General features: G+C 43.1%; 17 protein-coding genes and 1 pseudogene. 7 read left to right on the forward strand and 11 right to left on the reverse strand.

Annotation, left to right across the window (positions count from 1 at the left end; translation table 11 throughout):
* Nucleotides 1–10 precede the first annotated feature (10 nt).
* The 3 genes from E6W40_RS13755 to E6W40_RS13765 all read right to left on the reverse strand — a co-directional run bounded on the left by E6W40_RS13755 (nt 11) and on the right by E6W40_RS13765 (nt 1,135).
* Complete coding sequence (locus tag E6W40_RS13755) at nt 11–361, reverse strand: DUF1048 domain-containing protein (protein WP_136605971.1); 351 nt, start codon at nt 359–361, stop codon at nt 11–13.
* A 100-nt stretch (nt 362–461) separates the two neighbouring features.
* Nucleotides 462–809 (reverse strand): DUF1048 domain-containing protein, encoded by a 348-nt coding sequence (locus E6W40_RS13760; RefSeq protein ID WP_136605972.1) that lies wholly within the window; start codon nt 807–809, stop codon nt 462–464.
* Nucleotides 806–1,135, reverse strand: a complete 330-nt coding sequence (locus E6W40_RS13765) for a PadR family transcriptional regulator (RefSeq protein ID WP_136606993.1) — start codon at nt 1,133–1,135, stop codon at nt 806–808. Before E6W40_RS13765 ends, E6W40_RS13760 begins: the two co-directional genes overlap by 4 nt.
* Before the next feature lie 457 nt (nt 1,136–1,592).
* On the opposite strand from E6W40_RS13765, the gene E6W40_RS13770 reads away from it, so the two are divergent.
* Both E6W40_RS13770 and E6W40_RS30495 read left to right on the forward strand, forming a co-directional pair.
* On the forward strand, nt 1,593–2,405 hold the full coding sequence (locus tag E6W40_RS13770) for a class I SAM-dependent methyltransferase (protein ID WP_136605973.1): 813 nt from the start codon (nt 1,593–1,595) through the stop codon (nt 2,403–2,405).
* A 233-nt stretch (nt 2,406–2,638) separates the two neighbouring features.
* Nucleotides 2,639–3,990 (forward strand): IS3 family transposase gene (locus E6W40_RS30495; protein WP_425464922.1). Its coding sequence is split into 2 segments (ribosomal slippage): nt 2,639–3,095 and nt 3,095–3,990, totalling 1,353 coding nucleotides; the frame shifts between segments, so codons are not numbered across the junction.
* A 64-nt stretch (nt 3,991–4,054) separates the two neighbouring features.
* Here E6W40_RS30495 and yjcZ read toward each other — a convergent pair.
* Nucleotides 4,055–4,171, reverse strand: coding sequence for a sporulation protein YjcZ (yjcZ, locus tag E6W40_RS13785; protein WP_136605976.1), 117 nt, complete (start codon nt 4,169–4,171; stop codon nt 4,055–4,057).
* Between the two features lie 217 nt (nt 4,172–4,388).
* Nucleotides 4,389–5,000, reverse strand: coding sequence for a DL-endopeptidase inhibitor IseA family protein (locus tag E6W40_RS13790; protein ID WP_168928927.1), 612 nt, complete (start codon nt 4,998–5,000; stop codon nt 4,389–4,391).
* A gap of 942 nt (nt 5,001–5,942) precedes the next feature.
* Here E6W40_RS13790 and E6W40_RS13800 point away from each other — a divergent pair.
* The 4 genes from E6W40_RS13800 to E6W40_RS30505 all read left to right on the forward strand — a co-directional run bounded on the left by E6W40_RS13800 (nt 5,943) and on the right by E6W40_RS30505 (nt 11,048).
* A complete protein-coding gene (locus E6W40_RS13800; RefSeq protein WP_211147047.1) occupies nt 5,943–7,295 on the forward strand; it encodes a TrkH family potassium uptake protein in 1,353 nt (450 codons plus the stop codon).
* Between the two features lie 651 nt (nt 7,296–7,946).
* A protein-coding gene (locus E6W40_RS13805) for an IS3 family transposase (RefSeq protein ID WP_136603897.1) occupies nt 7,947–9,067 on the forward strand; the annotation gives its coding sequence in 2 pieces (ribosomal slippage) (nt 7,947–8,196 and nt 8,196–9,067; 1,122 coding nt in all).
* Nucleotides 9,068–9,403: 336 nt separating this feature from the next.
* Nucleotides 9,404–10,261 (forward strand): serine hydrolase domain-containing protein, encoded by an 858-nt coding sequence (locus E6W40_RS30500; protein WP_425464923.1) that lies wholly within the window; start codon nt 9,404–9,406, stop codon nt 10,259–10,261.
* Complete coding sequence (locus E6W40_RS30505; RefSeq protein WP_425464924.1) at nt 10,173–11,048, forward strand: serine hydrolase domain-containing protein; 876 nt, start codon at nt 10,173–10,175, stop codon at nt 11,046–11,048. The genes E6W40_RS30500 and E6W40_RS30505 overlap by 89 nt, the downstream gene beginning before the upstream one ends.
* An 808-nt stretch (nt 11,049–11,856) precedes the next feature.
* Here E6W40_RS30505 and E6W40_RS29495 read toward each other — a convergent pair.
* From E6W40_RS29495 to E6W40_RS13820, 3 genes are all read right to left on the reverse strand, one after another.
* Nucleotides 11,857–12,024 (reverse strand): glycine zipper domain-containing protein, encoded by a 168-nt coding sequence (locus tag E6W40_RS29495; RefSeq protein ID WP_168928782.1) that lies wholly within the window; start codon nt 12,022–12,024, stop codon nt 11,857–11,859.
* Nucleotides 12,025–12,290: 266 nt separating this feature from the next.
* Complete coding sequence (locus E6W40_RS13815; RefSeq protein WP_136605979.1) at nt 12,291–13,226, reverse strand: phosphotransferase; 936 nt, start codon at nt 13,224–13,226, stop codon at nt 12,291–12,293.
* Between the two features lie 237 nt (nt 13,227–13,463).
* Nucleotides 13,464–13,952 carry a GNAT family N-acetyltransferase gene (locus E6W40_RS13820; protein ID WP_136605980.1) on the reverse strand — a complete coding sequence of 163 codons (489 nt, stop codon included), beginning with the start codon at nt 13,950–13,952 and terminating at the stop codon, nt 13,464–13,466.
* Between the two features lie 103 nt (nt 13,953–14,055).
* On the opposite strand from E6W40_RS13820, the pseudogene E6W40_RS13825 reads away from it, so the two are divergent.
* Nucleotides 14,056–14,627: pseudogene (locus tag E6W40_RS13825) on the forward strand (site-specific integrase); the annotation flags it as partial.
* 109 nt (nt 14,628–14,736) lie between these two features.
* Here the strand turns inward: E6W40_RS13825 and glnA are convergent.
* The 3 genes from glnA to E6W40_RS13840 form a co-directional block, all read right to left on the reverse strand.
* Nucleotides 14,737–16,065 (reverse strand): type I glutamate--ammonia ligase, encoded by a 1,329-nt coding sequence (glnA, locus tag E6W40_RS13830; RefSeq protein ID WP_136605981.1) that lies wholly within the window; start codon nt 16,063–16,065, stop codon nt 14,737–14,739.
* Nucleotides 16,066–16,098: 33 nt separating this feature from the next.
* The gene (locus tag E6W40_RS13835) at nt 16,099–16,512 is read right to left on the reverse strand and encodes a MerR family transcriptional regulator (RefSeq protein ID WP_136605982.1); all 414 of its coding nucleotides are present in this window, start codon (nt 16,510–16,512) and stop codon (nt 16,099–16,101) included.
* Between the two features lie 84 nt (nt 16,513–16,596).
* A complete protein-coding gene (locus tag E6W40_RS13840) occupies nt 16,597–17,850 on the reverse strand; it encodes a methionine gamma-lyase family protein (RefSeq protein WP_136605983.1) in 1,254 nt (417 codons plus the stop codon).
* Nucleotides 17,851–17,871 lie beyond the last annotated feature (21 nt).

Genomic DNA, 17,871 nt, shown 5'->3' on the forward strand with positions numbered 1-17,871 from the left:
TCCCCCCCTTTTACTTTGTTTTATCCGTAACCTTTTTTATGGCCTTGTAGACTTTTTGGTCTACGGATTCTTGATTGATGTCAGCGTAAGTTTTTGAATCTTTGATTAGATCGTCGCAGAAAGCCGCTACGTCATTGCCCGTCACTTCGAGCACGCCTTTCCCCAAGGCCGCGCCGTCTTCAAAAAGATCGACAATCCCCGAGAGTAAACCCGTCCCTTCGGTTAGCTCAACAGGGCCTACCTTAAGGAAAAATTTTTGAATCTCTTTATAAACAATCTGATAATCTTGCGGGAGCGCTTTGACACGCGCCACATGCGCACGCCACTCTTTTTTGCCTTCGATGATATCTTGTATTCTCATATTATCCTCCTATTTATATCGAATGAACTAAAGAAAACAATGTTTTAAGGCCTTTCGGAGCCGTTGTAACAGGGATATCAAATCAAAACTTTAGTTCATTCTATTTACCTAATTTTTTAGCGATATTATGGTTAAGTTGCTCACGCCACTTGTCGCGATAAGACTTTGCCCCTTCTTCGCCTGCGAGTGCTGAACAGAAGCCTTTGATATCGTCACCCAACACCTCTTGGACACGCTGACCGTCCGCCGACGATTCTTCGAGCAGGCCAAGCACACCGTCGAGAATTGGCATGAGGTTGCGACCAGAGAAATTGGAGTACGACCAAATATTTGTATTGATGTCTTCCCATGCCGCTTGATAATCGGCCGGAAGCTTTTTGGCTCGCGCTTCAAAAGCTTTCATTTCTTTAGTCATGTCGCTGCCGGTGATTTTTTCCCAAAAGTTCATTGTTTTTTCTCCTTTAACTCGCTCATTTTTGATGATACGAACTCCCATTTTTCCCAGAACTTCCGCAGCTCCTCGCGTCCCGCGTCGTTGATCGCGAAAAACTTTCGCGGTGGTCCCATGTCGGAGGGCTTCTTGGTGATCTCCACCAACTTGTTTTTTTCAAGCCGGATCAGGATGGTGTACACCGTTCCCTCCACAACATCTGTAAAACCGATGGCGTTCAGCCGCCGCGTGATTTCGTATCCGTAGGTTTCTTTGCGGCTTATAATTTCAAGGACACAGCCCTCGAGCACGCCTTTGAGCATTTCCGTTAGGTTTTCCAACATAATCACCCTTTGCTATTCTGTATGACTGGTATGAAGTATTACTTACTACTGCTATAAAGTAACACGCAGTAGTTAATTTGTCAATATCATTTGCTCTGTCACGGATTTTAAATTTTAACTAATCTGTCCACTTAATAAGCCCCCTTACTATTTACAACCAGCGAGTTGAACCCGACATTTAGATTCAGTCTTTTTTAACGCGCATAGCCAGTAAATTCTTTAGGTATTTTTTAATGATGTCATGCCGCAGGCCGTTACCATTGCCACATGATGAGGCGGTCATTGTCTGTGAGATCAAATGTACGTTGGATGGGAGATTTTAGGTGGATTTGCTCATAGGAAAATGGTACATTGTTTTGAATAGCGCAGAATGTTCGTATTCGATTTGTGTTATTGGGATAACACGTAAGTCGGGATACACGTTTAGGCTCATATTATATTGGGGGATGGTAGCGGCATGGACAAGAATTCTGTTTATAGAACAAACATTATAGGGGCTGGCGAGGTTGGCAGCGCCATCTCGGTCGACATGGACAAGAATTCAATACATAAAACAAACAGCATCTTTTGGGATACAAAAGGAAATGACATCTTAGGAGCAACCTCGCTTCCTTTATATGGAGCATTTGTCTCAGAAGAAAAATGCCAGCTTTTTGGCGATGTTTCAGGAAAAAAGATGCTGGAGATAGGCTGTGGAAGCGGTCAATCCTTGCAATATCAGGGGGAACGCAAAGCATCTGAACTATGGGGTATGGATATATCAGAAAACCAAATCGAAAAGACAAGGCAATATTTGACAGAGCGCGGTCTTTCAGCAAAATTAATCTGTTCTCCCATGGAAGAAAAATGTGGCATACCTGAAAATTATTTTGACTTTGTTTATTCGATTTATGCCATAGGCTGGACAACCGACCTTGAGAGTACTTTTTGCAGAATTGCTTCTTATCTAAAAAAAGACGGTGTATTTATTTTCAGTTGGTCTCACCCTATACACAAATGTGTTGTTGCAGAAAATAACGTGCTTAATTTTAAAAAATGTTATTTCGATGAATCTTGGTATTCGGTATCTCTTGAGGAAAGTACGCTAACATTATCGGACCGTAAACTATCAACCTATGTAAATGCGCTCTCAAAAGCGGGATTTGTCATTGAGCAAATGATTGAGCAATCTGATGATGAAATGTTGCAATCGCGGGGCGATGACAGTGATTTTGCAAAAAAAGCAAAGATGCTTCCTGTAACTTTTGTAATCAAGGCAAGAAAACTATAGTATCCGATAGCTTAATCATGCAAATTTCTGTAATTCTGGGTTATTTCTTATCCGGAACAGGTTTACTACCTCACCGTCAATATCGTTCACCGTTTCTAGATATGTTATGTTTATTCCACAAAATATTACTAATCCTGAAATACCAAAAGACCCTGCTGGCACAATGAACCGCACCCCATATCTTGGACACATGATATAATCGTCTAAGAAGAAGGGGTGCGGATTTTTACATTATGGTCAAATACAGCGAAGAGATACGAATAAAAGTTGCCATAGATGTCCTTGAGGGCGGGCTTTCTGAGAACGAAGCAGCGCGGAAATATGGAATGAGCCATGTCACTGTTAATGAATGGGTAGCAGCCTACTCCAAGCATGGAGCTGCAGGACTATTAACTAAGCAAACATACAGGACTTTTACAGGAGAACAAAAGCAGTACATATTAGAAGACATGCATAAGAACCGTTTGAGTTATAAAGGCGCAGCAAAGAAGCATGATGTACCGGACAGATCAATACGAAAATGGGAACGGCTATATCAAAGTGAGGGGCCGGGAGGCCTTTATATAGAGCGCCGAGGACGTGTTGCTAGTAAAGAGCCACTGGAAGGATTAGAGGAAAATACAAGCAATGTAGACGAGCTGATTAAGGAAAACCAACGCCTTCGTATGGAGGTTGCATACTTAAAAAAATTGAATGCCTTAGTTCAGGAAAAGGACTAATTACGAACGACGACAAAGCTCATGTGATATACGAGCTAAGGCATGAATTTAACGTAAAAGAGCTTGTCAAAATTGCAGACATTCCTCGTAGCACTTACTATTATCATGTAAAGAAATGGAGTAATCCGGATAAGTACGCCGATGTGAAGACAGAGATGCGGCGTTTATTTAACGACGAATTAAAGTGTCGGGCAGGATACCGTACGATGACTAGGGAGATTCGTAAAACATCTCAAATCAACCACAAGACAGTCCAGCGCCTAATGAAAGAGCTAGGGCTTCGGTGTATGGTTCGTAGGAAGAAATATCGTTCTTATAAAGGTGACCAAGGGAAAGCAGCTCCGAATGTCCTGAAAAGGGATTTTAATGCAGTAGCACCAAATGAAAAGTGGGTTACCGATGTGACTGAATTCCACCTGTTTGGGCAAAAGATATATCTGTCGCCGATTATGGATCTGTATAACCGTGAAATTGTCACCTACACCATATCCAGTAGGCCCACCTTCTCTATGGTCACTGAGATGCTTCAAGATTCATTTAAGAAGCTTCCTGAGCAACACAAACTTATTGTGCACTCTGATCAAGGATGGCAATACCAGCATAAACACTACCAACATATGCTCTCAGAGAGAGGAATCACACAGAGTATGTCACGTAAAGGAAACTGCCTGGATAACTCAGTAATAGAGAATTTCTTTGGTATCTTGAAAACTGAGCTTTTGTATATTCAAGAATTTGATTCACTTGAAGAGTTCATCCAAGAATTACATCAGTATATGCACTATTACAACCACCGAAGGACTAAACAAAAGCTAAGAGGACTCTCGCCGGTAGAATACCGCCTCCAGTCCTCTATAGCAGCCTAGGTCTCCACGTGTCTAAATTTTTGGGGTCAGTTCACAATGCCAGCAGGTCTTAAATGTCCCATTCTTAGAAAAAGAAAGATTTAGTTATGATAACCAGCAAAATGAACAGAACTAGGATTGCTGCCGTACTTGTGCCCATACCACCATAACCATAACCTACTCCTCCAACAACTTCACTCATGAGTGCGACCTCCTTTAATTTAGAGTACACCATATATTATGGAATCTGCCGATCTTGGGGAAGGGCAAAAAGGCAATTAAATAATGGCTCAATCCACGTGTTCAGGATGAGCCATCAGAACGAATCCAACAAATGAGCGGATTGTAAAACCTAAAAAGACTCTTCCAGCACATAGCCAGCAGAGTCTTCGTTAAGTCTTGTCGAGCCTATATATGATTTAGAAAATAGCATGTGGTGCTGTTCCCACTCGCCAGAAGTCACCGACCTTCTCAAACTTTACAATAATGTATTTTGGACCCTGATTATGTTCTGGGTAAGGCACACTCAGCTTGTATACCCGCTGCGTTGCCGTCATGCTCAGCATTTTGGCGGTAGCCTTGTTGTATTCCAGAATATTGCCTGCATCGGCATTAAGCTGCGCTAATCGTCCATCATAGGTGATGAAATATTTATCAACAAAGTAGGCAGCCGCTTTTTCAGTATATACTTGCTTAAGATAATCCATCAGCTTTGCACGGGTTCCGATATCTTCAGACACATAACGGTATTGCTGGCCATTTAATTCGAAACCTTCCTCTGGAGCATTTCCGCCACCCATTGCATAAAAAAATCTCTTCTCGGCTTCAATGATTAATGGTGTAACACTGGTATTGTTCAGTTTGGTTATGACCGTCGGATCAGTAACAACAACCTTCTCCGTCGTCTGGGCTAACACTTGCACTTGTTTATCTACGGTTTCTGATACTGCTGCTTCAGTCGTAATTGACACCAAGCATATCCCCAGGAGTCCTGCTGTCAGTGATAAACCTATTCTTTGATTTAATTTCATATGTATCGCCTCCACCATCTATACGAAGTGTGCAAGGTAAAAGTTTCAAATGCTGGAGTATTCATTGACTGCATGACATAAATAACTCCCCCATCTGGTTCATCATGTTCAGGCATCTTAGGTTCCTCCTTTTCCGGCTTTGTTGTCTCATCGTAATGTTGGCCACAACGATAATACTTGGTGTATTACCGATAGTGTTAAAGAAGGGCAACAACAAGCAATTCGGTTCAAAAAACAACAAAGGGACTGTTACAACCACTAAGACCAAGACTACAATCAAGACAGTAATAAAAAGTTAGAAAGAGCACTTATAAAAACTTAATGCTCTTAAGGTGGAGGTACATAGTTCAAACTCACATTAGTCGTCTTTGTGACCAGGGACGTCTCTGCTAAATCGTCCTTATCCCCATAAGGCCGGAGTCGAATAGAGCGTATTCGAATTTATCGTAGTAGACAATATTTGCCCCGGCATGACTAGGTAAATTTATGATGTCACAATAAGAAAAAGGATCAGGAGCGCCTCAATCATCACTTGATCCTTTTTCTCCAAGACCTCAAATGATACTAATTCAAACTTGTCATTAAGTAACCGAAGCACTGCAACAGCTAATAATAAGAAAATGATCAAATGACTATTTAATTCGTTTATCTGGAACCGAGGGCTCGTGCTCAGGTGAAAATGAGAAACTGGACCCGATCGGGGCTGCTTCACGATTCAGTCTTTACAAAGTTTATTATTTGATATTAGTTCATCTGCTCATTATAATTGGTTGTTCAAAAGTATTGTTATTTACTACCCTTTACAAGCCGAAATACCACGGGTATGATAAACACGATTCGATTAAAAATTCGTTTGAAGCTGTCGGAAGAGCAATCTCTTTCATTGTCTTCTTTTTACGATTTATGAATTTGGAGGATACATTGTTGACCCTACTTAGTAAAATGCGAGGTTGGCTAGAAAAACGCTCACCTGCTCAGGCTATAACCGGCTATTATTTATTTGCCGTAACGATATCTATCGGATTATTCAGCCTTCCAGGCGTATATCGACGTGGCACAGAGGTAAGCTTCTTTGATACGGTGTTCACAGCAGTTAGCGTCGTAAGCGACACAGGTCTTGCTGTACTGAACGTTGCAGACACCTTTAGTGTTTTTGGATACTTTATCATTATGTTGGTGCTGCAATTCGGTGGTCTTGGGATTATGGCGATGAGCACCTTCTTCTGGATCCTTATCGGACGTAAAATTGGATTGCGCGAACGCCAGCTTATCATGGTTGACAACAACCAGTTTCAATTATCAGGGCTGGTTCAATTCATTAAGGAAATTTTAGGGATTATTTTGCTTGCTGAATTCATTGGAGCTGTTATTTTCGGACTACATTTTCTTAATTATTTCCCAACCTGGCAAGAAGCCTTCCTACAAGGATTGTTTGCCTCAGTCAGTGCAACGACGAACGCCGGAATGGATATTACAGGACAATCGCTGATGCCTTTTGCCCATGATTATTTTGTACAAATTGTTACCAGCTTCTTGATCATATTCGGAGCCATCGGATTCCCTGTGCTGATTGAGATTAAGACTTTTTTAGCGAGAAGAAGAGACAAGCAGGCCCAGCCATTTCGCTTTTCACTATTTGCCAAATTAACGACATCGACGTATGTCATTCTTTTGGTCGTTGGGACAATTCTTATTTTCTTGCTTGAATATCAGCATTATTTTAAGGGAATGTCATGGCATGAGGGCTTCTTCTACTCGTTCTTCCAAACCACTTCAACTCGAAGCGCCGGATTAACGACGATGGATATCACTCAAATGTCAGAATCTACCCTGCTTGTTATGAGCATCTACATGTTTATCGGAGGATCTCCAAACTCTGTAGGCGGAGGAATTCGAACCACGACCTTTGCGGTATGCACCTTATTTGTATATAACTACGTCAGAGGGAATCGGGAGATCAAAGTGTTTAACCGAGAAATCCATCCGGATGATGTCATGAAATCACTGGCGATTATGCTGCTTGCCATTATGATGTGTGGGACCTCCGTTATTGTGATCAACATTACTGATCCACATCATCAACTGATATCCATCATTTTGGAGGTGTGCTCTGCCTTTGGTACGGTAGGGATGTCCACCGGCATTACACCAGAACTAAGCGCCTTTGCCAAATGTCTGCTGATGCTGCTCATGTTCATTGGTAGAATCGGTCTGACATCGTTCATCTTTATTATTGGAGGCAAGAAAAAGAAACCGAAAATTCATTTTCCTGTGGAGAGAGTGATTTCGGGGTAATACACAAGCAATTCATACAATGGATTATGGGACTGTCTCAAAAGTCCGTCTTCCGACTCGGAGACGCCCCTTTTGCATTTGACCTAATTACTCGGACATGATTGATCTTTAGCCGATGATCCTTTAAATCAGACAACTTTTTAAGAGCTTGTTGGCGATATTGACAGAGCTGAATACATGTACCGAGCATATCACAGCCAAATAATTCTGAGATGGCCTTTTGTTACCGCAGAGGCTACAGTCGGATTAGTACCAATACTTACCGCCCACCTCTAATGCAGTTAAAAGCTATAATTGCATCAGAGGTTTTTTTTATGTTTATCAGTCCAATGTTACTCGCAACGTCAGCAAGCCCCTTCTCACATTCTAATTTCATTTTTGAACCGAAAGTATCTCTATAAACCAACGTGTAGATTATTAAAGAAACAATCCCAATCCTTTTGAACTATGCATTATTAGCATAAATTACACTTGTACATAAATATTAAACTGTACAAAATATCCGGAGTGAGCAGCTATTTTGTACAGTTTTCAAAAATTCATTGGACTCTGCAAACCCAAACCACAACATGGATCGTCTACACTTAGTTGGACAGAAAAAATAAGGGCTTGTAGAATAAACCTATCATCATTAAGGAGCGGAACTCTACAATGCCAAAACAAGAACGACGTACCTTTACCTCAGCATTCAAAAAGCAACTGGTGGAACTCTATGAAAATGGGAAATCCAGAGCAGCCATTGTGGAGGAATATGATCTCACAGCCTCTGCTTTAGACCGCTGGATCAAACAAGCTCAGACAACGGGCTCCTTCAAGGAGAAGGACAATCGCTCGTCAGAAGAAAACGAGTTAATTGCATTACGAAAAGAGAACCAACGTCTGAAAATGGAGGTGGATATTTTAAAGCAAGCCGCGCTGATCATGGGACGAAAGTAGCTATCATCCAGAACAACCTCGATAAATACTCGGTATCAGCAATGTGCGACGTCCTGCAAATCGCAAGAAGTACGTTTTACTATGACGCGAAAGAACAACCGAACGAAGACGATATAACCGAAGCGATTCTTGAGATATTCCACAACAATCGAAAAGCTTACGGTACACGAAAGATCAAGGTCAAGCTCCAAGAACGCGGATTCGTCGTTTCCAGACGTAGAATTGGGCGGATTATGAAAGAGCAAGGGCTAGTTTCCACCTACACTGTGGCTCAATATAAGCCCCATAAAACCGCTTCTAATGAAGCAACGACAGGGAATGTTCTGGACCGTGAGTTCGAGCAGGAGGAAGCAAAGCGCTTCGTTGTCAGCGATCTGACTTATGTGAAGGTTCAGAACCGATGGCATTACATATGTGTGCTGCTCGACTTGTTCAATCGAGAGATCATTGGCCATAGTGCAGGTACGAATAAAGACGCTGCTCTGATTTCCCGCGCTTTTGCGAACGTCCAGGGAGATTTACGTCAGATTCAGTGGTTTCATACGGACCGCGGCAGCGAGTTTAAAAATCAAAAGATAGACGAGCTTCTGGGGACGTTTGAGATCGGCAGATCTCTAAGTGCGAAAGGCTGTCCATACGATAACGCTGTAGCCGAAGCTACCTACAAAATCATGAAAACAGAGTTCGTGAACCAGATGAACTTCCAAAGTCTTCGTCATCTGGAACTGGAATTATACGATTACGTTAATTGGTTCAACAAGCATCGTATTCATGGGACATTAGGTTATATGACTCCTGTTCAGTATCGCCAAGAAGCCCTTAAAAAAGTTGTCTGATTTACTGTTGACAATCCAACATGCGAGTTAAAGCCTCCTCTCCAAATCTTTCTGTTCAACGGGGGTTATGTGTTAATTAAATTGTTCAATGAAAATATAGTATTAGACTAAACATTATCAAGACCTTGGTTGAGAAGAATTTAATAAAATAAAGGGATCTACATAATTATTCGCAACTAATATGTAAATCTCTTTATTTTCCGTATTTTAAAAAAAGCATTAATCGAGGATCGATCGTTACGCTACGGGCAGTTTTGCATAAATACTAATTTTCAATAATGTATAAATATACCAAATCAGGCTCATATCTACCAAAACTCCGGAAGGAGAGTTCGAATGATGAAAAGTCGATGGATAATGGGAGTTATGCTATCTTCGTGTTTGCTGCTATTCTCCTGCGACGACAACAGAGCACCGGCAGAGACGCAGAACATAGCAGGGGTTCTGAATACATCTGAGCCAACGGCGGCAATGGACTCACCTTCGAACGATGCTTTGATCACCTACGAAGTAACCCGGAAAGATGCAAAGGAGAAGGCCGATCTCCTCACGAAAGACACGATATACGGGATCGGCTCGACGAGTAAAATGTTTACCGCGGTTGCCGTCATGCAGTTGGTCGACCAAGAGAAAATCGTTCTGGATACGCCGGTCGTCCAGTATATCCCCGAGTTTACGATGAAGGATGAACGATACAAGCAGATTACACCGCGCATGCTGCTGAATCATTCTTCCGGTCTGAACGGATCGTCGTTTACGGACGCCTTTTTATTCGAAGATAACGATACTTACGCCCACGACACACTGCTGAAGCAACTGGCCAGACAGACCTTGAAGGCGGACCCGGGTGCTTACTCCGTTTACTGCAATGACGGATTTACGCTGGCCGAGATTCTGGTCGAGCGTGTCAGCGGTATGGACTTCACCTCATATATCCATCGATACATTACGAAACCTCTGGGTATGGCCAATACGGAGACGCCGTTCGATTCTCTGGATTCAGCGAAGATGGCGGGAATCTATTATCCTACCTACATAGGACAACTTCCCAACCAGCCGGTTAACGTGATCGGAACGGGGGGGCATCTATTCCACTGCGGAAGATTTGGCTCGATTCTCGCAAATTTTCACGGGGAGAGCGGAAGAAGTCTTGTCCGGCAAATCGGCTGCGGCCATGGCACAAGACGAGTATAAGACGACTTTGTGGCCAGACAATGCGGACAGCTCGTTCGAATACGGTCTCGGCTGGGACAGCGTCAATCTTTATCCCTTCATCGAATACGGGATGAAGGCGCTGACCAAAGGCGGGGACACGCCTCTCATTCACTCGTCGCTCGTCGCGCTTCCCGAGCAGGACATAGCGGCAGCTGTCGTCTCTTCCGGCGGAAGCAGCACGTACGACCAGCTTCTGGCGAACGAAATCCTGCTTCAGACTCTGAAGGAGAAAGGGACAATTGCCGAATTCAAGCCTGAGAAGTCGTACGGCGCTCCGGTAAAGAATGATATGCCGGAGTACATGCTGCAGTATTCGGGAATCTATGGTGCGTATATTGGAACGTTTAACATCGATATTAACGAAGGCGGCGTCATGTCCATCACTTCGGAGCAGTTACCCGGTAGTCCGGCCCAGATCTACGAGCATTCGGCGGACGGCACGTTTAAGAGTGCGGATGGGAATGTGATGATCAGCTTTGTTACGAAGGAGAATGGCCGCACTTACTTATGGATTCGTCAATACGTTTCGGTGCCAGATCTTGGGCAGACGGCTCTGTCAGAGTACAACGCCGAGAAGCTCCAGCCTCAAGATCTTCCGACAAAGACAAAAAAAGCATGGATGCAGCGAGACGGCAAGAAGTATTATTTGCTGAATGAGAAGTATACGTCGATCGTTTATTTGGTGTTGCCGCCCACCCAATTGAACGTGTCAAAACAATTGCGAGCCCGAATACGGCCGTCTCCGAATTGCAAATTCCGGGAATGAGCGGGCGGGATCTCTTGGACTATACGTTCTTTAAGCAGAACGGCGTTGAGTACCTGAATAATGGTGGAAGGATCTTTGTGAACGAGGACGCTGTGAAGCCCATCAACGTCGCTAAGAAGTCAATCGTTACGATTCCGTCGAGCGGTTGCGCGCGTGAGAATTGGACTAATAAATAAAGGCTTAGACTGCCGCTGGTTTATTCAACTTACGTTCCCCGTTAGTTGAATGTTCACGTATTGGAATAAATAAAGGCACTTTTATGGATATGTTTAGTTCATCCAACTTTTCTTGAGGAATCTTCTTTCTTATACGAAGGACTATGCTCCCAGCGCGCGGTGTGGTGTTGCATGTCGGAGGTCCACCACATGCAAGCTACGGCTGGTTTTATATTCAAGTAAGTTTAATACACATTTAAGCGGTTTGACGCTTTTTAAGACTCTGATCCTGCTAGTGAAAAAGATAGTCCTCCACCTAACGAGGAGGGCAAAGCAGGGGTAATCTCCCTAACCATTGCTGACCTCCCCTCAGATAAGGAAATTTTTCCTGAACAAAAAAAACGCTCAAAAATGAGCGCCTTACGTAAATATCTATTCATATTATTGTACCAAGAACTTGATACGACAGAGAAAGCCAATATTAATAAATGTTGACTTACTCATCATTACTTTTTCAACTAATGTTTCTCGTTAGCGTAATGATCCAATTTGATAGATGATACGGTTCTCCGTCTTGCTCGTTAACGGAAAGTTTTGAGGTCATCCTTGCAGGATAGCCTTTCTTTGAATATTGAACTAAAGGGTCCGTTAATTCAATTTCTTCTTGCAACGTACGATGATGCACCGATTCCGGCTCCAAGTGCAACACCAATTGCCACTCCAATAGCATAGTTATGAAACATGAAACCAAAAGCAGTTCCTAATGCAACTCCTATTGCCAGCCAATTTGACATCGCTTTATCTGATCTTTTTTTATCCATTTCTCATATCCCCTCCATACAATATCTTCATCAGCTATCATAAATACCATTTTAATCCATTTTTGTCTGTTGCGCAATTCTGTCCGTTAGTTTAAAAGTGGTGAACAGTATCGTCCGGATGCGACAGAAAAAGACCGACTATTAATTAATATGTTGGGCAACTCGAGTAATTCCTTATTCAACTATCGATCTCCGTTAGTTGAATCATTGAATGATGCCTTCTGGATCTCATAGAAGTCAATTTAGTTTGTTGTGTAATGGCTTTCTTAGAGTCGCAATATCCGTTCTTTGCGATTTTGCATATAAGATCTTCCCCATTGATGGAGCCGTTCAAACCTTCCACCGCAAGCACGATAGAGCTTGATATATCTTCCAATCTCTCTTAGGGCTATAAAATTTGGGATTTCATCAAGCCAGCTCTTTTCCAAATCATTTTCTAAGCTATATCCTTCAAGGAAGCTGTTTAGGAACTTCTCCCTCGCATCATCCATAGGATCTAGCGCCGTTGCGAAAAATACCGCGATGGCAATATCATCTACGAACCAAGAATATCGGCAGGCATCAAAATCATATAAGTAGATCGTATCCCCATTCATGCAAAAGTTTCCATGATGAAAATCAGCATGAATTAACCCGTAGCTTTCTCGCGACTTCGGAAGCATTGCGATATGTCCCCGCAAATCAGAGTAACGCTCTACGATTTGCCTTTCGGACTCAGATAGTTCAAAGCTCGCGATTAGATCCACTTCCGCGGACCAATCCGATCTTTTGGATTGGATAGATGGTTGTTCATAATATTTCGTGGCGTTATGCATTTTCCCCATGAATGACCCCATGAGACGGAACAACTTAGCATTATAATCGGCTTCCGATATCCGCTGGCCACGAGCGGCCTCAAAGCAAACAGCTGAATATATTTCTTCATCCGTCATTATTTCTTCCACCAACTGCCCCTCGACGGAACGAACTGGCCGGGAAACACACAAGTCTTTGTCCGATAGAAACTCAATCCAGTCGATCTCACCACGGATGATGTCGGTCGACCTATGCGTAGCTCTCGTCATCCTTAGGAATACACTAGTTTCTACCATTCTGTAAAAAGCAATGATACTGTGTTCGGAATCATGATGACTGAGCAAGTCGTCCGGATTAAGTCCGAACAATCGTACGCCGGTTTCGAGTAACTTGTTTTGATGGAGCATCAGTACATCCCTCTTCCATTTATTTAGGTCCTTCCAAACATTTTTCCGAACTATAACACATTGGACCCAAAATGGGATTACTCTTTTATTGAAGAAAACTGCCAGTTAGTTCAATAAGAAAGATGAAAAGTATTGACCGAATACGACAGAAAAAGCCGACAATTATTAATTGTTGACTTACTCGTCAATACTTTTCAACTAATGTTTCCCGTTAACTGAGAAATATTGGAGAGATGGCTACTCTGCCTTAGAAGGCAGCTTTAAAACATATTCTTCGACTTCCTCAGCACGTGCATTGGAAAACCCCTTATCTTCACCACAAATCTTAAACCCGCATTTTTCCAATACCCGAATAGAAGCTGTATTATCTTTCACTGCACGAGCAAATAAGGGACGAATGTTTACATAGTCAAGAAGTTGAGAAAGTGCTCTAGTTGCAACACCTCTTCCCCAGTACTGTCGTCCGATCCAGTAGCTGACTTCTGGTTCACCGAACTGTTCAAAACTCGAAACATGCCCCGCCACTTGATCGTTAAAGAGTACGGTCTTTTTTATAATCCGATCGTCGTCTAATATCTTTTGCCAGTGTGACATAAAGGCAATCTTGTCCGTTGGATCTTTGGCTGTAAAGGCAGCCATATAGTTGGAAGTCTTGTCCAACTGTTGCTCAAAAAATATCGGCAATTCATCTTTATTCACGTCTCGCAGTATCACTTCGCTATTCATATTTTCACCTCACTATGTGGTGTTTTCCGAATCCTGAATATTTAATAAATTCAATATAAATGCTCAACTATCCTGCCCGTTAGTTTAAAAAGATGTGCACAGATACTGGATTTTCTTTAAGGTTCTGATTGAGACTGGAATACGTAAAGGCGAGGCAGCTGCCTTACAATGGACAGACATTGATTTTAAAATCAATACTATATCAATAACCAAGACATTAGATTTACGGATTCAAATGTAAACGAATTATTTGGGGATCCTAAAACTTATAATTCAAGAAGGAAAATACTTATTAGCAATACGCTATCCAATGAGTTGAAATTCCACATGAAATGGCAAAATCAAAACAAACTAACTCTAAAAGATATGTATAGGCACGAGCTTAACCTTGTGTTGTGTAGAAACGACAGCAACTTCATGCCTAAGTCTTCATTGTTTAATGCTTTTTCAAGAATATTAAAGAAATCAAGGCTTCCAACATTACCAATCCACTCGTTAAGACATACATATGCAGTCTTGCTGCTGGAAAGTCGTGCCGGCATGAAATTTGTATAAGAACAGTTGGGGCACGGAAGTATTCAAATCACATCAGATATTTACGCGCACATATCAAAAAAAATCAAGAATAAGAATATTGACCAGTTCGAAAAGTACCTTGGTGATTTCTTAAAATGATTTTTTGTGGGCGTTTTGTGGGCAACCACTCTTCATCGCTCACCTCCTCTCTCCACTTCCCACAAATACAAAAACCCCTCACGCCATATAGCGTAAGGGGGTTATCATCCTAGTACAGAGTCATGTATTGATCGCGTTCCCATTGATGAACTTGTGTGCGGTACATATCCCATTCAATTTCTTTAAGCTCGTAGAAGTGGGACAGGGCATGTTCGCCAAGCGCTTCGATGACAACTTCATCGCGAACCATTTCGTTCAACGCTTCTTTCAGGTCGGCCGGCAGACTTGGGATGCCTTCTTCAATACGCTCTTCTTCGGACATCACATAAATGTTGCGGTCGATTGGAGCTGGAAGAGGCATCTTTTTGCTGATACCGTTCAGACCGGCACGCAGCATTACGGCAAGTGCCAGATAAGGGTTTGCAGCTGGATCCGGGTTACGCACTTCGACACGAGTACTCAGACCGCGGGAAGCCGGGATTCGGATCATCGGACTGCGGTTGCTGCCGGACCATGCTACATAGCAAGGAGCTTCATAGCCTGGAACCAGACGTTTATAAGAGTTTACGGTTGGGTTCGTGATCGCAGCAAAAGCACGTGCATGCTTCAAAATACCCGCCATGTAGTAACGAGCTTCCTGGCTCAGGCCAAGCTCATCGGATTCGTCATAAAAAGCGTTAACGTTACCATTAAACAAGGATTGGTGACAGTGCATACCGGATCCGTTCACACCAAACAGCGGCTTAGGCATAAATGTCGCATGCAGGCCATGCTGGCGTGCAATGGTTTTAACAACCAGCTTGAATGTTTGGATTTCGTCAGCTGCTTTAACAGCATTTTCATATTTAAAGTCGATCTCATGCTGGCCCGGTGCCACTTCGTGGTGGGAAGCTTCGATTTCGAAGCCCATTTCTTCAAGGGTAAGCACGATTTCACGACGGCAGTTCTCACCGAGATCTGTAGGAGCAAGGTCAAAGTATCCGCCCTGATCGTTCAGTTCCATTGTCGGATTTCCTTTTTCATCCGTTTTGAACAGGAAGAATTCCGGTTCTGGACCCACATTCATGGAAGTGTATCCCATAGCCTCTGCTTCTTTAAGGTTGCGTTTCAAAATGCCGCGCGGATCTCCTTCAAATGGAGTACCGTCCGGCATATATACGTCACAGATCAAACGTGCAACGCGGTCTTCGGTTACCCAAGGGAAAATAACCCAGGTATCGAGGTCCGGATACAGATACATATCGGATTCTTCAATACGAACATAACCTTCGATGGAAGATCCATCGAACATCATCTTATTGTCAACTGCTTTTTTCAATTGGCTTACTGGAATTTCAACGTTTTTAATCGTTCCCAGCAAATCGGTAAATTGAAGGCGGATAAAACGAACATTTTCTTCCTCGGCAATTCGAAGAATATCTTCTTTAGTGTAACTCACAGGATCCTCTCCCTTTCCATTTTTGAATCTGTTTTATTTTTTATTAAAAAACCGGGATAATTCACCTTGAATTAATGATACCTGACCCGGTCTCTTACCGGAAACGAGCTGCTGCTTCAGCAGGCGGTGCAGTTGGGATTCTGACATTTCTTTTCGTTTCACTTCTGTATCCGGGGTAATGACTGTCGCTTCCTCGGATTCTTTGGACACCGGGTTCATCACCTGCTTAATACCGGCGATGTTAACACCCTTCTCAATCAGAGCCTTGATTTCCAGCAATCTTTCCACATCGTTAAAGGAGAACAGGCGCTGATTACCCGAGGTACGTGCAGGAACAATCAGGCTATGCTGTTCATAGTACCGGATCTGTCTGGCTGACAAATCGGTAAGTTTCATAACAATACCAATTGGGAACAATGCCATGTTTCTGCGAATATCATCACCCATGACTTATCTCAACCTTCCAGTAAACTTTTCTCACTCATATTGTACATTTCCTGATCTCCTGCGTCAATAACATGTCAGATAAACTTACAATAAATTTTGATCTTTCATCTTTTGCAGGGCTAACATGACTCCAAATTTGACATGAGAGTATGTCAGGCCTCCTTGCATGTACCCGATGAAAGGTTCCCGGATCGGTGCGTCTGCAGATAATTCGAGACTTCCACCTTGGATGAAGGTCCCCGCTGCCATGATAACAGGGTGATCATATCCAGGCATGTCCCACGGTTCTGGAACCACATGGCTGTCCACTGCAGCGGCACGCTGGATACCTTGGACAAAAGCAATCAGATGTTCTGCGCCCGTGAATGCAATAGCCTGAATCAAATCCGTCCGCGTCTCATTCCAGGCTGGCTTGGTTACGAATCCGGCCTGTTCGAACATGGCCGCTGCAAAAATGCTTCCCTTTAAAGCTTGTCCAACCAATGTCGGTGCCATAAACAAACCCTGATAAATTCCACGCGTCGTACCTAACATCGCACCCACTTCACTACCGATTCCTGGAGCTGTCAGCCGATACGCGCAGAGATCCACATATGCCTGCTTTCCGCAAATATATCCTCCTGTTTCGGCAATGCCTCCACCAGGATTTTTAATCAAAGAGCCCGCGATCAGATCCGCACCTACTTCTGTAGGTTCAAGCACTTCGGTAAATTCCCCGTAACAGTTATCGACGAATACGATCACATCCGGCTTAATTTCTTTCACCTTTTTGACCATTTCACCGATTTCATTCACCGTAAAGGATGATCGCCAATCATACCCTCTTGAACGCTGGATTCCGATAACTTTCGTGGATTCATGAATTCCGTCACGGACAGCATCCCAATCAATACCGCCATCCGTCGTTAAGGCAGCTTCACGGTATGTAATTCCAAAATCCTGCAGTGAGCCGGTTCCGTCGCCTTTTTTACCAATAACCTTATGAAGTGTATCGTAAGGACGTCCTGTGATATAAAAAAGCTCATCCCCAGGTCTTAACACGCCAAATAGAGCCGTCGAAATCGTATGTGTGCCCGAAGCAAAATGCGGGCGTACCAGAGCAGTTTCGGCTCCAAATACGTCCGCATATACCAAATCCAGCACCTCTCGGCCCCGGTCATTATAGGCATACCCTGTTGAACCCGCAAAATGAAAATCACTTACCTGATGCCGCTGAAACGCTTCGATGACCTTCCATTGATTCTGGTCAATGACACGGTCCAGTTTACGCAATTGTCCTTCGATCCGATCTTCAGCAGTTTCCTTCCATTGTTCCAGTTCTTGTGCAAATTGTTTCATGTCTCCGAATTTCTCCTCCAC

The organism is Paenibacillus dokdonensis, assembly GCF_004916975.1.
GTDB lineage: Bacteria > Bacillota > Bacilli > Paenibacillales > Paenibacillaceae > Paenibacillus_AQ > Paenibacillus_AQ dokdonensis.

Bases quoted from the DNA above. Each gene is read 5' to 3' on its own strand.
- E6W40_RS13755 (WP_136605971.1), bottom strand. From the start codon at position 361: ATGAGAATACAAGATATCATCGAAGGCAAAAAAGAGTGGCGTGCGCAT.
- E6W40_RS13760 (WP_136605972.1), bottom strand. From the start codon at position 809: ATGAACTTTTGGGAAAAAATCACCGGCAGCGACATGACTAAAGAAATG.
- E6W40_RS13765 (WP_136606993.1), bottom strand. From the start codon at position 1,135: ATGTTGGAAAACCTAACGGAAATGCTCAAAGGCGTGCTCGAGGGCTGT.
- E6W40_RS13770 (WP_136605973.1), top strand. From the start codon at position 1,593: ATGGACAAGAATTCTGTTTATAGAACAAACATTATAGGGGCTGGCGAG.
- yjcZ (WP_136605976.1), bottom strand. From the start codon at position 4,171: ATGAGTGAAGTTGTTGGAGGAGTAGGTTATGGTTATGGTGGTATGGGC.
- E6W40_RS13790 (WP_168928927.1), bottom strand. From the start codon at position 5,000: ATGAAATTAAATCAAAGAATAGGTTTATCACTGACAGCAGGACTCCTG.
- E6W40_RS13800 (WP_211147047.1), top strand. From the start codon at position 5,943: ATGCGAGGTTGGCTAGAAAAACGCTCACCTGCTCAGGCTATAACCGGC.
- E6W40_RS30500 (WP_425464923.1), top strand. From the start codon at position 9,404: ATGATGAAAAGTCGATGGATAATGGGAGTTATGCTATCTTCGTGTTTG.
- E6W40_RS29495 (WP_168928782.1), bottom strand. From the start codon at position 12,024: ATGGATAAAAAAAGATCAGATAAAGCGATGTCAAATTGGCTGGCAATA.
- E6W40_RS13815 (WP_136605979.1), bottom strand. From the start codon at position 13,226: ATGCTCCATCAAAACAAGTTACTCGAAACCGGCGTACGATTGTTCGGA.
- E6W40_RS13820 (WP_136605980.1), bottom strand. From the start codon at position 13,952: ATGAATAGCGAAGTGATACTGCGAGACGTGAATAAAGATGAATTGCCG.
- E6W40_RS13835 (WP_136605982.1), bottom strand. From the start codon at position 16,512: ATGGGTGATGATATTCGCAGAAACATGGCATTGTTCCCAATTGGTATT.
- E6W40_RS13840 (WP_136605983.1), bottom strand. From the start codon at position 17,850: ATGAAACAATTTGCACAAGAACTGGAACAATGGAAGGAAACTGCTGAA.